Genomic DNA, 14775 nt, shown 5'->3' with positions numbered 1-14775 from the left:
ACCCCTTTTTTCTCTTCGGTTTGATTATTATTAGACGCTGACGATTGCGTATAAATAGACGCTTGGTTAAACGCGTTGGTGATCTCTTGCTCGGTTTTTTTCAGTGTAAGGCCAGTACTGGTTTTGTACAGTTTTTTGCCGTTGAAACGATCGAGTGGCACTTCGATATCGGCCGCAATGATCACCAAATCCGCATCAGCAATCTCTTGTGCCGTGAGTTGGTTTTTCGCGCCCACAGAACCACGTGTCTCTACTTTGATCTGGTGGCCAAGGCGTTTTGCATGGTTTTCTAGCGCTTCTGCCGCCATAAAGGTGTGTGCAACACCCGTTGGACAAGCGGTGATAGCCACGATTTTTTTAGCAGCTTGCGTTACGACTGGCGCAGACACCGTTTTTGCCTCTTGCTCAGTTAGGATAGTCGCTGCACTTATCGCGCTGTTTAAAAAAGTAACGGGATCAGACGTGCAGGCTGAAATGTCACTTTGGTACACTTTTTTGCCGATAAAGCGGGTGGTATCTATTGGTGTATTACGAGCAATAACCACCACATCTGCGTTGTCGATTTCACTGCTAGAGAGCGTATGGCCTTGAATGATGCTGGAATGACATTCAACCACAGCGGTCCAATTGAGCGATTTTGCCGCTTGTTCAAGCAGCCCGGCAGCAATGATGCTGTTTGCAACACCACTGGGGCATGCGGTAATAATAGCAATCTTCATAGTTACGACCTTCTGTCCTTATGAGTTAGCGCTTAAGCTAACGGGTTGTAATTGGATTTGTTGTTGTAGGGTTTCGAGTTGTTTTCGGTTTGACATACCCACGCCGACTTGCGTAACAGCTAACGCAGAGAGGGCAGTGGCAAAAGTAAGCAGTTCTGTTTTTTCCATCTGCTGCATGTGTCCCCAGCAAAGGCCCGCAACTAAAGTATCGCCTGCGCCAACAGTGCTAACGACCTGCATACGTGGTGGTTTTGCATGCAGCCATTGATGTTGGTTCAACCACATCACGCCATTTGCTCCCATCGACACCACGATATTTTCAATGCCTTTTTCGGCCAGTTGCGCGGCGGCAGCTTGGCATTGCTCAGGAGTGTGTAGTTCACGCCCCACAAATTGAGAAAGCTCTTCATCGTTTGGTTTAATCAACCAAGGCTTTGCGTCAAGACCCGCTTTGAGGGCATCACGACTGCTATCAAACAGCACTTTTTTACCCATGGAGTGCAGTTTTTCGATCAACGAAGCACATAATGCTGGGGAGATGCCCTGTGGCAAGCTACCAGCGAGCACAAAATAGTCGTGATCAGCGGCTAATCTCTCGAGAGTGCGTTCGAACTGCTCAATGGCAAGCGGCGTCACTTCAACTCCGGGGAAATTGATGTCGCTCACTTCGCCCGATTGCTCCACCAATTTCACGTTAATACGGGTTGCACCATCAACACGAACAAACTCATCAATTGCGGCCATTTGATCAAATAGCTGACAGAACAACTCTTGGTTATCACGGCCAAGAAATCCGGTCACAGTCACCTTTGCACCGAGATCGCTCAGTACTTTCGCAACATTAACCCCTTTACCTGCGGCGTGAAGTGAACCTTGTTTGACTAGGCTCACTGAGCCAACATTCAGCACATCCAAGCTACCTGTTAAATCAAGCGCTGGGTTGAGCGTGATAGTGACGACTTTATTTGTCATGACTTAATCCTCACCCTTCACCTAGACCAGAAGCAATCGCTTTACCGATCGATTCTAATGCTTGCTCGGCGTCTGGCCCCTCAGCTGAAAACTGTAGCTGGTGGCCATGTTTTACGCCCAGCGCAATGACTTTCATCAGGCTTTTCGCGTTGGCTGTTTTTCCGTCGCCATCTAAGTTAGATACTTTGATATTGGCTTCAAATTTCTTCGCTTCGGCTACCAACATCGCTCCTGGACGAGCGTGCAGACCATGTGCGTTTTTGATTTTGAATACCGCAACCTTGCTTGCTGCGCTCTCATCTTTTGCCGGAGCTTGTTCATTGTCATTGCTGAAGAAAGCCAATAATTGGGCAGCATTCGCATTGAGTAAGGTTTCTTGCTGCTGCTGAAGCACAAGCTGCGTGAGCTTATCCAGAATGTTTTGGTGGGCATTATTACAAGCGGCAATCGCGATCAAGGCTTTGACGTTGAGTTGATTGTATTCACACGCATTGGCGGTTGACACAAACGAAATGCCCGTGCGTTTGACCGCTTTGTCACTGCTGATTAACCACAATCCCTTGCCTAGGTGGGTTGGCTCTTTCGTGACCAGTTCGGCAACAAATTCATTGTCAGCACAGCCGGTATTGCGTAGCAAACCGCCAGCGACGGCGCTCATCTGTACCATATCACTGGCAGGGAAAAGCAGTTGGATCAACGAAGCATCAAAATCAGGCTCAAATTGCACTTCGCCATTGAGGAGTGCAATGACATCATTGGCACTGGACGCTTGTTTCAGTTTCTCTTCAACGCCATCGGCGGACAACACTTGCGTCAGTTGCTTCAGAATGCCCAAATGTTCATCGGATTTCGCTGCAATACCAATCGCGACATAAACGGTTGCGTCGTTACCCCAGTCAACGCCGTTGGGGAAGTGGTGAACAGCAACACCCGTTTGCTTAACCAGTTGACGTGTATCGGTTGTACCGTGTGGGATCGCGATACCATTACCAAGAAAGGTCGAATTCTGAGCTTCACGGTTAAGCATGCCATCGACATAACCTGCTTCGACGAACCCTTTGTTGGTTAGATCCGCTGCGATAGCCCGAATCGCCTCTTGCTTGTTCGTGGGTGATTGGCCCAAAGTAATATTGTTGGAATTGAGTTGCAGCATTTTGGCCTCTTTGCCTTACGGCTTAATTCGTTATCACTTTTAAGTATGGATTTCACCTAAGTGATAGTTTATTAATATGACTTATTCAAGCTGAATCGTTTCAGCTTTTTTCCCAAAAAAATTCAGCAAACCTATTTTTGACGAAAAATGGCGCTGTTCAACTTATTACTCGCACTGCTCATTTTTTATAACACTCACATTTGGTGATCTTTACATCGATGAAGTGATGGTCAAATGTAGCCTTAGTTATCATTTTGTAATTTTGCTGAATCCTTTCAGCTTTTATACTGAATCGATTCAGCGTATAATTCAACTTCATCAAGGATCAAAAAATGAGTTCTATGATCCGACGCACAGAACAAGAGTGGTTGATATGACACTAGATGAGATAGCGAAGTTAGCGGGAGTCTCTAAAACCACCGCCAGTTATGTAATCAATGGCAAAGCGCAGAAGTACCGCATTAGTGAAAAAACCCAGCAGAAAGTGATGGCCGTGGTGGATGCTCATAATTACCGTCCCGATCACGCCGCTTCTGCTTTGCGAGCAGGAAATAGCCGTTCTTTTGGGCTCATCATCCCTGATCTTGAGAACACCAGTTACGCGCGTCTTGCTAAATTGTTAGAACAGAACTCTCGCCAAGCGGGTTACCAAATTCTCATCGCCTGTTCGGACGATGACCCGCATACCGAAATGTCGGTGGTGGATGCCTTGGTCTCACGCCGCATCGATGCGCTATTTGTCGCCAGCGCGATTCCTCACGCCAGTGAGTTTTATCTCAAGTTGCAACATTCAGGCACTCCGGTTATTGCGATTGACCGCCCGTTAGATGATGAATTTTTTGCCTGTGTGATCAGTGAAGATTTCAACGCCGCGTTTGAATTGACTCACTCTCTATTAACGCCGGAGATTAAAACCGTTGGTTTGGTCGGTGCATTACCAGAGCTCAATATTTCGCAAGAGCGTCAGTTGGGTTTTGAAGCCGCGTTAAGAGCGAAAACTGTGCACAGTATCATCGGTTATGGCGCGCACTTTAATCGAGAAGAGGGCAAACGAGTGGTGAATGATTGGATCGCCAACAACTGCATGCCAGATGCGATCGTCGCGACTTCTTACACTCTGCTTGAAGGGATTTTAGATGTATTGTTTGAAAACCCAAGCTTGATGAATCGTGTGAAGTTATCGACATTTGGTGATAATCGTTTACTTGATTTCTTGCCGATTAAAATCAACTCGTTGCCGCAGCAGTTTGAATTGATTGCCGACAGCGCACTCGCGTTGGCACTCAACGCTTCGGCAAAACGTTATCAAGCTGGGATCGAATTGGTGCCTCGTAAACTGAAAGTTCGTATCTATTGATGGTCACTTTTTAGCTTAATTTTTATAAAGTCATCAAGAAAATTCACGTAACCTAAGCTCTGTTTTTCTCGATCTTACGTCGCTTTTCTTGGTTAATCGCGTATTATGAAGCACTTTGATTTTCGCTATCTTTAGGGTTGGAATGAAGTTTCTTCACACCTCTGACTGGCATCTCGGTCGACAATTTCACAACGTTTCTTTATTGGATGATCAGCGCGCAGTACTCAATCAGTTGATTGAGTATCTGCAGTGTAATCGGGTGGATGCTTTAATCGTCGCCGGAGATATCTACGATCGTTCAGTTCCACCGACTGCAGCCATTGAATTGATGGATGATATAGTCAACCGCGTGTGCAACGAGCTTTCCATCCCCTTAATTATGATCCCCGGTAACCACGACGGGGCGAAGCGTTTAGGCTTTGCGGCCAAGCAGATGCAACACTCGGGCTTGCACATTATTAGCAATTTTGAACAGATGATGCAGCCTGTGGTACTAAAATCAGCCATTGCTGGTGAAGTGGCATTTTATGGTATGCCTTATAACGACCCTGAAGTCGTGCGCCACTACTTTGGAGAGGCCGTAACCAGTCATGATGAAGCCCATCAATACCTTATTGAGAAGATTATATCGCAGTGGGATCCGTCACAACGTCACGTTATAATTAGTCACTGTTTTGTTGATGGCGCTATCGAATCTGACTCTGAACGACCTCTGTCCATTGGCGGCTCTGATCGTGTCAGTCATCAACACTTTGTACCTTTTGATTATGTTGCACTCGGCCATCTGCACCAACCGCAGAAAAAAGGGGAAGAGTATATCCGTTACTCTGGCTCTCTAATAAAATACAGCTTTTCAGAGCAGCACCACAAGAAAGGAGCGACCTTGGTTGAATTTGATGAACAAGGTTTTGCCAGCGCCACGCATGTGCCACTGACTGCTCCTCATAGCATGCGTATTATTGAAGGTGAGTTGCTGGAGATCATCGAGCAAGGCAAAACAGACCCACACAACCACGATTATCTGTTGGTTCGTCTTACCGACAAACACGCGATACTGGACCCGATGGAAAAACTGCGTCAATCCTACCCCAACGTACTGCATTTAGAAAAACCGGGCATGTTGGTGGGAGTTGATCAAGCAATGGGGCGTGCACGTTTGGCACGCGGTGAGGTGGATATGTTCCGCGATTTTTTCTTAGAAGCTAAGCAAGAAGCGTTAACCGCAGCGCAAGAGCAAGCGGTGATCGACGTCATTCAAGCACTAAAGCCGGGAGCCCAAGCCTAATGCGTCCAATACAATTGACCCTGCAAGCATTTGGCCCCTTTGCTCATAAAGAAGTGGTGGATTTTACCGCTTTGGGTGCCTCGCCGCTATTTTTGATTAATGGTCCAACCGGAGCGGGCAAAAGTTCACTGCTCGATGCCATTTGCTACGCTTTGTATGGTGAAACGACAGGCAGTGAGCGTACTGGTGATCAAATGCGCTGCGACTACGCGGACCCGCACACGCTCACCGAAATCAGCTACCAGTTCGAGCTTGGCGGGCGAATCTACCAAGTTGATCGCTCGCCCGACCAAGAAGTGCCGAAAAAACGCGGTGAAGGCTCAACAAAAAAATCCCATGCCGCGAGCTTGTTTGAATGGGTCGATGGCGAAATGAAATTGCTTGCTAACAAACCCAATCCCGTCGGTAAAGCAATGGTGGAATTGATCGGTTTAGATGTAAAACAGTTTCGCCAAGTGATGGTCATCCCCCAAGGGAAATTTCGTGAATTACTGACTGCCAACTCCAAAGAGCGGGAGCAAATCTTTGGTCAGTTGTTTCAAACTCACATTTATAGCCAAATTGAACGAGCGCTGTTTGAGAAAGCGGCGGGGATCCGCAAAGCGAAAGAAGAATTTGATCACCAAATTAAAGGCGCATTGGACGTCGTGAATGCGACTAGCGAGTCACACCTTGAAGCGTGCATTGCTGAGCTGTCACCCCAATTAACGGCCGCTCACGCAGCGTACCTAGATGCCCAGCAAAGGTTTGATGCAGCGAGCAGCGAGCAAAAAGCGGCGCAAACCCTTGCTAAACAATTTCAAGAGCAGCGTCAACTCGTGCAACTTAAAGCCGATCATGATGCACAATCGTCAGTCATCGATGCGGTAAAAGCTCAAAGGCATCAAGCCTTACAAGCTACGCGCTTAGATTCACCCTATTACGAATTACAATCGTCACAACGTCAGTTAGAAGCGGCCAACCAAGCAAGAGCCGAAAAAGAGCAAGCGCTTACGCAGTCACAACAGCAGTGGCAACAGGCCAAAGCGGCTCAAGAAGACGCGGCAGAAAAAGTCAAAATAGTGCCGAATCTGATGCAACAAATTTATGACTTAAACCTAATCAAAACTAAGCTTGTTGAACGGGAGCATCATCAAAAAGCGCTGCAACAAGCCTTACGTGAAGTGGAGCTCGCGACGCAAAATCGCCACAACTTGCGCACCGCTGTTGAGCAGTTTGAGCAGCAAATTATGCTTAAGCGTCAAGAGTGCGAAAGAGTTAGCCAGCAGTTGGCTGAGTTAAAAGGCCAGCGTTTAGAGCTTGAAACCATCAAACAGCAGATTGATCGCTTATTAAAGCTGCAGCAGCTTGAACAGCGTTTAGCCACAGAGCAAGCTGCACTGAGCTATAGTCAGCAGCAGTTTGATTTGGCGCAGCGCGCGACATTGGACGCGAAACAGCAAGCCGATAAATTAGAGCTGATTTGGCACACCAACCAAGCCGCCGAGCTGGCTCGAACCTTGGATCAAGGCGACGAGTGCCCGGTGTGTGGCAGTTGCGATCATCCTAAATTAGCGCGTTATACCGGAGAAACGGTGACTAAGGCGCAAGTGCGGCAGGCGAGAGCGATACAGCAAAACAAACTGGCCACAGAGCAAGAAACGCTAAAACAGCAACAGCAACGAGCGACCCAATACGCACGGCTTGAGCAAGAGATGGCAAGTTTGAGGGAGTCATTATCTGGAAATACGCAAAGTTTAGTACAACTGCAGCAAGCTCAAAGCGATCTTGAACATTCCATTGCTCATCTTGAATCGCTCAATCCAGAGCAATTAGCTCAACAATTGGCAAAATTAGAACTGCAGTTAGCACAAGCTAAGCAAAATGCTGAAACGCAGCAGCATAAAGTCGAACAGGCCACCCTGACGGTTGCCAAAGAGCAGACCGAAGTTTCTGCCTTAAGCCAAGGGATCCCGGAGTCGTATCAAGACAGTTTGCATTTGAACGAATCTTTAACCCAGTTAGAGCTGCAATTGGCTAATCTCAACCGTTTAGATGCGGAAACCAAAGCGCGCTTCAATCAAGCGAATGCCGATTTTTCTGGTGCGAAAGCGGCGTTAGCGGCGGCGGTCGAACACCAGATACATTGGCAAAATGCGTTTACGCAGTCACAGCAACAGTGGCACAGTACGCTGATTGAGAGCCAGTTCGACGATACTGAGCACTATTTACAGGCACGTTTATCTTCACAGCAGATCGAGCAGCTTGAAAAGCAGATCAAACAATTTGACGAAAGAAGTACGACGTTAAACGCTCAGCTTCAAACATTAGCCAGTGAGCTGAGTGAAAAAAGTGAGCCCAATCTTGCTGAGTATGCAAGCGCGGTCGAGGCTGTAGCCATGTTACAGCAAAGCGCATTGGATCAATGGAGCACGTTACGGTCTAAAATGGATGCCTTAGCCAGTGTGAAAGAAAAAATCGCTATTTTACATATAAAAAATGAAGCCTTAGAGCAAGAGTACCAAGTATTTGGGACTTTGAGCGATATCGCCAACGGCAAAACAGGCGCTAAAGTGAGTTTACATCGCTTTGTTCTTGGCGTGCTGTTAGATGATGTGCTGATCCAAGCCTCAATGAGGCTGCAGATCATGAGTAAGGGGCGTTACCTGCTCAAGCGTAAAGAAGATCGCGCCAAAGGTAATGTGGGTTCAGGGCTTGATCTGATGGTCGAAGATGGCTACACCGGAAAATGGCGAGATGTGGCGACCTTGTCTGGTGGTGAATCTTTTATGGCGGCGTTGTCATTAGCGCTGGGTTTATCGGATGTGGTGCAATCATACAGCGGCGGTATTAAACTGGATACACTGTTCATCGATGAAGGTTTTGGCAGTTTAGATCCTGAGTCATTGGACTTGGCGATTCAAACCCTTGTCGACTTACAACAAGGAGGCCGAACGATCGGCATCATTTCTCACGTGAGCGAGCTGAAAGAGCAAATAGCCTTACGCATTGATGTCGATGTGGCGAGAAATAACGGCAGCTCAATAAGACTTGTTGCATAATGAATGGGAATGTGGTCTATCTTGTGCTAGTTATTAATAGGTATGGCGTGATGAGTGTAACTGACTTCGACGCTTTCAAAAAAACAGGTTATGCACAATCAGGTTATGCACAATTATGATTATAAAAATGAATGTATCAGTTTGGTAAGGTTACATGGACGTAGTAAAAAAAATATACCAGTACGCTGAGCCGAACCTCACCCTTGTGGGATGGATGGGGTTCATTGGTTTTCCCCTTTATTATTACGTGTGGACTTATCTCTTTCCACAACCTTATGAAAGTATGGAGTTACGGGCGATTTGCGCCATTTTATTTGCGGGGATTATTTTTCGCAATTCAACGCCGAAACATTTACAGCACTACTTACCTTACTATTACTTGTTTTCAATAGGATTTTGTTTGCCATTCTTTTTTGGCTACATGATGCTGATGAACGATTGGTCAACGATCTGGGCGATGTCGTTCATGGCGTCTATTTTCCTCCATATCCTCTTAGTCCACGAAACAAAAGTTATGCTGATTCAAGCCGCCATTGCATTAGCATGTGCTTACTTTGTGACTTATGGCGTAATGGACGCGGAACTGCGAGTGATGGTGGAATGGCCGTACGTACCGATTTTTCTATTTACTTACATTTTTGGCAACCTGTTCTATTTTCGTAACCAAATTGAACATGAAGCGAAGGTGTCGATTGCCAAGTCTTTTGGCGCAGGGATTGCGCATGAAATGAGAAATCCATTAAGTGCGTTAAAAGCGTCAATTGAAGTAATGGGTTCAGTATTGCCCAATCCTACGGCATCCAAATCAGAATCTTATACGCTACCGTCTAAAGATTTAGAGCTGATTGCTGGGCTATTAAGAGATGCTGATGAAGTCATTCGCTCCGGTAATGAGACCATTGATTTGCTGTTAACCTCGATTGATCAAAATAGGGTCTCAACATCGACCTTTAAAAAGCATGCTGTAAAGCCTGTTATAGAAGAGGCACTGCGCAGTTTTTCTTATAAAAGACCAGAAGACAGGCAGGCAGTGACTCTTAAGGTGGTGGATGACTTTGATTTTTTAGGCAGCAGTACACTGTTAAAATACGTGCTCTACAATCTACTCAAGAATGCGTTCTACTATCAAAATAACGATATGTTTAATATCCATATCACCTTGAAATCAAGTGAGAATTGCCACCAAATTACAGTGAAAGACAATGGTGTTGGTATTGAACCTCATTTGCTGGACGATATTTTTAAAGACTTTTATACCTTCGGTAAAAATGGCAGCTATGGTCTGGGGTTACCCTTTTGCCGTAAAGTAATGCATGCTTTTGGAGGGGATATTATCTGCCGTTCTGAACTTGGAGAGTGGACGGAGTTTACCTTAACGTTTCCCGAGTATGATTCGCAAGCCGTTGCTAATATTAAACTTGATCTAATGAAGGCGAAATCTCTGCTTTATATTGGCAAAACGAGCATAGTGAATCGTTATCTCAGTGAGAAATCGTTCTATCTTGGTTTCCAGCTTAATGTCTTAGAGCCTGAGAGTGCTTTGCGTCGAGAAGAGTTTGAATTTGAGTTTGATCTGATCTTTGTGGATCTGCAAACGTTGGATGAAACGCCGGATTACTTAACCAAACTGGAACCTAAACTGCATTTTACACAAGCAAAAGTTTGCTATTTATATGACCAAAATCAGCGTTACGCGTTGACGATGGAGCGTCATTTAACCATTTACCCAATTGAAAAGCACAAATTGTTATTGGATGGATCGGCGATTATTGATGAACTACTCTTTGAAACGGAAGAGCTTATTGCCGATAAAAATGTTATCCCATTAAAACAATATGATTATGAAAAACGAATTTTGTTGGTCGATGATAACCACTCCTTACGTAGCTTCACCGCTCTGTTGCTAGAAAAGCAAGGGTATGAAGTACTGCAAGCGAGCGATGGGGAATTAGCATTACAAATGTTGGCCAATAATTCAATTGACTTGGTGTTAATGGATATTGAAATGCCGATTATGGATGGTATTTCGGCCACTTTATCTATCCGTTCATCCACCGCTTCTTACAGTAAAGTGCCTATTATTGGGCACACGGGTGACAATAGCCCTTCAACGATAGAAAAAATCCGTACATCAGGAATGAATGATTACGTTTTAAAACCAGCGGATAAAACGCTATTGTTAAAAAAATTAAGTCACTGGATTTAATAACCCTAGGTAAACCCTAGGGTTATTCCTTACCTTATCCTTCTTATTTGAGATTGCACCATTGGTTTAGTATGTCGATGCGTGACTTACTTGAAATAGAGACTGCTATCATTTTGGGCCCTTTCACACACGGTTAATATGGTGTCAATTTGTGAGTCAGTGACATTACTATTTAACGAAAGCCGAATAATGTTTTTATTCTTTGAAGTGGCAGGCCTGCAAAAAACAGCACCAAATATTTGATTCTCTTCTAAATAATCGCGAACTTTTTCTGTATTTCGTTCATCTCCGGTTTCTAGCGCTATGATTTGGGACTCACTTCGTACGCTTAGCCCTATACTATTTAGTCCACGACGCAGTGTGTGTGCATTGCGGTGCAACTGAGTTCTTTTAGAATCGGCTGATTTGATAATGTCCAATGTCGCTTCTAACGCTTCGACTTCATAAGGCAAAATAGTTGAACTAAAAATAGCGGGATAACCCACAAAAGGGATACAGTGATTCACATTATTATTCGCCCAAATAGCGCCAGCGCGATACGCGAATGTTTTCGCAAGGCTAGCTGTAATAAAGTCAACCTCTGCAGTTAACCCTAATTCACTGACAAGTCCTGCACCTTTTTCGCCATGTGTGCCAAGTGAATGCGACTCATCAACTAAAATGGCGCATCCATACTCTTTGGCGATAGTGACCAAATCGGTGAGTGGTGCAATCGTACCGATAGTGCTGTAAATCGAATCAACCACGATGAGCCCTGGGCCGTGTCGAGCGATCAGTTTTTGTAAATGCTCACAATTATTGTGCATGAATGGGTGAATATTGGCATTAGCATAACGAGCACCTTCCCACATTGACATGTGAGCAAAAAAGTCAATGTAGACGTTACTTTGTGGCCCGCACACAGCTTGCAACAAGGCTGTATTAGCATTCCATCCTGATTGAGAAAGAAGGCAACTATCAAAGCCTACAAATTCTGCAAATTTCGTTTCTAATGAAGGTTTAGACTCTTCATCTTGTAGAAAAATAGCGGACATAAAAACACTATCATGTGTTTTATCGATGGCGTTTTTCAACCGTGCTTTAATTAATGGATGATCAGCCAAGCTTAAATAATCATTACTTTGTAACACTATATCGTTTTTTGTTGGCCTTTTCCCCAGGACTAGGTGTTTTCCGTTAGCATTTGCATTAATCAAATCATTGATAAAATAGTCAATTCTAGATTGTATAGAAGCCGGTAGTTCGTGTTTCCACTTACGTGAATTCATGGTTATATCCTTTATATGTTTTTAATTAAATGCCAGCTGACAAAGGATATATTGAATATTAATTTAAAATTGTCACGAGTGAGTTTTTATTATTTTGGCTGCTATTGCAAATTAAGGTATAGTGTCTTTTATATTGTTCGTCATTGCCTAGGCTTATCCAGCCCTAATTAATTTTTAATTAAAGATAAATATTAGGTTTTTATTTATTAGCAAATAATTCAGGCCAATACATTTTTATATAACCAATAGAAACCCAAACGACTAAGAAAGTAGCAATAGTCAATTCAAATAACCCAAATTGATGTAACCAGTGCCATTGCGGGTACTGTCCTTCAAAGAAGGTGGTTAAACGATGCATGGCGATAGCACTGATGACAGAAGGGAAGGTCACAGCAGCAATAGACGGTTGAAACTTGAGCCTGAGCAGACGGATATAGCAAAGGTAAATAAGCAGTGTCATGGTGATGGCAATGCCAGCCAGTGCGCCTGTTAATATTGGATCAGGATGAGGGAAGTTGACCAAATACGTCGCGAGGGTGAGGTTAATAGGTGCAGCCATAATCGCGAGTGTTGGGCGTGCGCGTTTAGGTAACATTCCAGCAAACACCAAACGATATAACACTAACGGCAGCATAAAAAAATAGATAGCGATACAGACAGAGACGAGTGTTTCTGAAAAGACAGTGTGGCCAAATTGCGTGCCAGCGAGCGAGCTACTGATTAACCCAACCGGATAAAGAAACCAGCTTGGTACAATATGGCTGATTTTAAAGTTCATGGCCTGAAAACTGAAGAAAAGCAGCATCATGGTGAAGTGCAGCAAGAGCGCGGTAAACCAAATAGGATAAGCAATGAGCGGTGAAATTAAAGCGAGATAATCACTTAAGATCAGTAAAGTCATGCTCATTGGAGCCATCAAGCTACCTGAAAGAGGGTGGCGAATGTCCTCCATGAATGTCTTGAAGCTGGTGAGGTATTTTAGCAAGACAGGCAGCAGTAATAATGCACCGAGCAGTGCCAAATAGGGGCGAATAATGAGACCGACCGAGGGAATATAAAGCGCCCACGCATGCCCGAGGCTGATCACACCTAATGCTAGCGCCGCTTGAGAGGGCGGTGTGCTTTGTACTTGAATTAACCTTTTCCAGTTCAACGATAAACTCCATGTCATCATTTGCTCTAGAAAATGAATAATGTATTTCTAGCAGCCAGCAAACGAGCGCATTATCAAGTTTATCGAGTTGTGGTGCAACATCTCACCTTCTAATTTGTTACTTAGATATAACAATTCGCAGCAGAGTCAATATTCATGAGTCTCACGATTACTCTTTTGGTGGGAGATCTTGTTGTTGCAGCTTGGCATTTTTCAAGGTGCGATGAAGCAACTGGCTATAAATGGGTTGGCCGCCAAGCAATTGAGCGAAAATAACCGCGCCAAGGCTAGTAATAATCAGCGGTAAAATTAAATAATAATTATTGGTCATTTCAATAACTAATAAAATACCTGTAATGGGTGCGCGAACCGTTGCGGCAAACAGTGCACCCATGCCTGCAATGGCGAACATTCCTGGGTCAATCGCTAATTGTGGTAACAGTTCTTGCGCAATCAGGCCAAAGGCGTAACCAAACAGAGTACCTAATGCCAGCATTGGCGCAAAAATCCCGCCCGGAGCACCAGAACCAAAGCAGATCAAGGTGGTAAAAATACGGCCAATGAACAAAAGCAGCAAGATAGCGGCACCATAGTCACCATTGGTGATATTAGGGATCAGTGAGATGCCACCCCCAGTCAATTCTGGAATATACAATAAAGTTAAGCCAAAACAGCCTCCCAATAGTGAACCCGTGAGTAAATATCGCTTACGATCATTGCGATGAATTCTGGCAAAAATATCTTGTGATAGTGTGATTAAACGGTTGAATAGCACACCGAAAATACCAAACAGTCCCCCAAGCAGCAGAAACAGCCACAGTGAAGCCAGCTCTGGTGCTTGATATTGCGGCATTTGGATCACAGCATGTTGGCCATTAATCACGCGAAAGACGATATTTGCCGCCACCGCAGAGACAATGACGGCACGTACTGAAATGAGGGTATAGCGAAACTGCGGGCGCATCTCCTCTATCACAAACATGATGCCCGCCAGCGGCGCATTAAATGCGGCAGCTAGGCCTCCAGCTGCGCCAGATGCTAAGAGTGAGTGGCGGGTATCGTCATTTTTGATGCGGAAAATATCCGACACCATTCGGCCAATGGCTCCCCCCATTTGAACCGTGGGCCCTTCACGTCCCAAAACCATACCAGAACCTAAGGCGCCCATACCGCCAAAAAACTTCACTGGCAGTACTCGCCACCAACGAACGGGGCGCATACCATCCATCGCGCCTTCAATTTCAGGAATGCCAGAACCGGCGGCTTCGGGCGCAAACCGGTGCACAAGGAAATAACCGATAAACGCCAACGCTGCACTGATAAGAAAAGCGGCCAACCACAAGGGTAAGATATTACCAATCTCACTTTTTAACCACTCGGTGCGTGTTTCCGAAACCAAGTGCACAGCGGCTTCAAAGTAAGTACCAACAATCCCAGCAAGAATACCGACAATGAGCGAAAGAAAAAGGATTGAGAGTGGTGTTTTGTCCTTGGAGATAAATTGGTTAATCGTATCTTTTGGAACTTTTGCAAGCAGTGACTGTTTCAATCTCTCTCTTTTGGTCATGTAAAAAAGGGCCTCGATTGGTAAAATGTGAACATATTTTGTTACAGAATTATA

Annotated in this window: 10 protein-coding genes; 4 read left to right on the top strand and 6 right to left on the bottom strand. The window is 44.9% G+C overall.

From position 1 onward, the window contains the following. The 3 genes from AACR75_RS02150 to fruB all read right to left on the bottom strand — a co-directional run. On the bottom strand, positions 1–719 hold a 719-nt coding region (locus AACR75_RS02150), incomplete at its 3' end, for a PTS fructose-like transporter subunit IIB (RefSeq protein WP_047688448.1). A gap of 18 nt (positions 720–737) precedes the next feature. After that, positions 738–1691 carry a 1-phosphofructokinase gene (gene pfkB, locus AACR75_RS02145; RefSeq protein WP_047688446.1) on the bottom strand — a complete coding sequence of 318 codons (954 nt, stop codon included), beginning with the start codon at positions 1689–1691 and terminating at the stop codon, positions 738–740. A 10-nt stretch (positions 1692–1701) separates the two neighbouring features. Further along, the gene (fruB, locus tag AACR75_RS02140; protein WP_019280997.1) at positions 1702–2844 is read right to left on the bottom strand and encodes a fused PTS fructose transporter subunit IIA/HPr protein; all 1143 of its coding nucleotides are present in this window, start codon (positions 2842–2844) and stop codon (positions 1702–1704) included. Positions 2845–3070: 226 nt separating this feature from the next. Between fruB and cra the strand changes: the two genes are divergently transcribed. The 4 genes from cra (at position 3071) to AACR75_RS02120 (ending at position 10733) form a co-directional block, all read left to right on the top strand. After that, positions 3071–4201, top strand: a complete 1131-nt coding sequence (gene cra / locus AACR75_RS02135) for a catabolite repressor/activator (protein ID WP_197056787.1) — start codon at positions 3071–3073, stop codon at positions 4199–4201. A 142-nt stretch (positions 4202–4343) separates the two neighbouring features. Further along, complete coding sequence (locus AACR75_RS02130) at positions 4344–5486, top strand: exonuclease SbcCD subunit D (protein ID WP_047688441.1); 1143 nt, start codon at positions 4344–4346, stop codon at positions 5484–5486. Continuing rightward, positions 5486–8527: an AAA family ATPase gene (locus AACR75_RS02125; RefSeq protein WP_047688438.1), complete on the top strand. Its 3042-nt coding sequence runs from the start codon at positions 5486–5488 to the stop codon at positions 8525–8527. Before AACR75_RS02130 ends, AACR75_RS02125 begins: the two co-directional genes overlap by 1 nt. Before the next feature lie 154 nt (positions 8528–8681). Beyond that, complete coding sequence (locus tag AACR75_RS02120; protein WP_013868489.1) at positions 8682–10733, top strand: ATP-binding response regulator; 2052 nt, start codon at positions 8682–8684, stop codon at positions 10731–10733. A gap of 86 nt (positions 10734–10819) precedes the next feature. Here AACR75_RS02120 and cqsA read toward each other — a convergent pair whose 3' ends face one another. From cqsA to clcA, 3 genes are all read right to left on the bottom strand, one after another. Then, positions 10820–12001 (bottom strand): alpha-hydroxyketone-type quorum-sensing autoinducer synthase, encoded by a 1182-nt coding sequence (gene cqsA / locus AACR75_RS02115; RefSeq protein WP_013868490.1) that lies wholly within the window; start codon positions 11999–12001, stop codon positions 10820–10822. A gap of 199 nt (positions 12002–12200) precedes the next feature. After that, positions 12201–13175: a TDT family transporter gene (locus AACR75_RS02110; protein WP_013868491.1), complete on the bottom strand. Its 975-nt coding sequence runs from the start codon at positions 13173–13175 to the stop codon at positions 12201–12203. Between the two features lie 148 nt (positions 13176–13323). Beyond that, positions 13324–14721 carry a H(+)/Cl(-) exchange transporter ClcA gene (gene clcA / locus AACR75_RS02105; protein WP_047688435.1) on the bottom strand — a complete coding sequence of 466 codons (1398 nt, stop codon included), beginning with the start codon at positions 14719–14721 and terminating at the stop codon, positions 13324–13326. Between the last annotated feature and the right edge of the window lie 54 nt (positions 14722–14775).

Origin of the sequence: Vibrio sp. ZOR0018 (genome assembly GCF_963865925.1) — a bacterium.
Taxonomy (GTDB): domain Bacteria; phylum Pseudomonadota; class Gammaproteobacteria; order Enterobacterales; family Vibrionaceae; genus Vibrio; species Vibrio anguillarum.
Note: the sequence above shows the minus strand (reverse complement) of the source record. Positions and strands in the feature narration are given on the sequence as shown.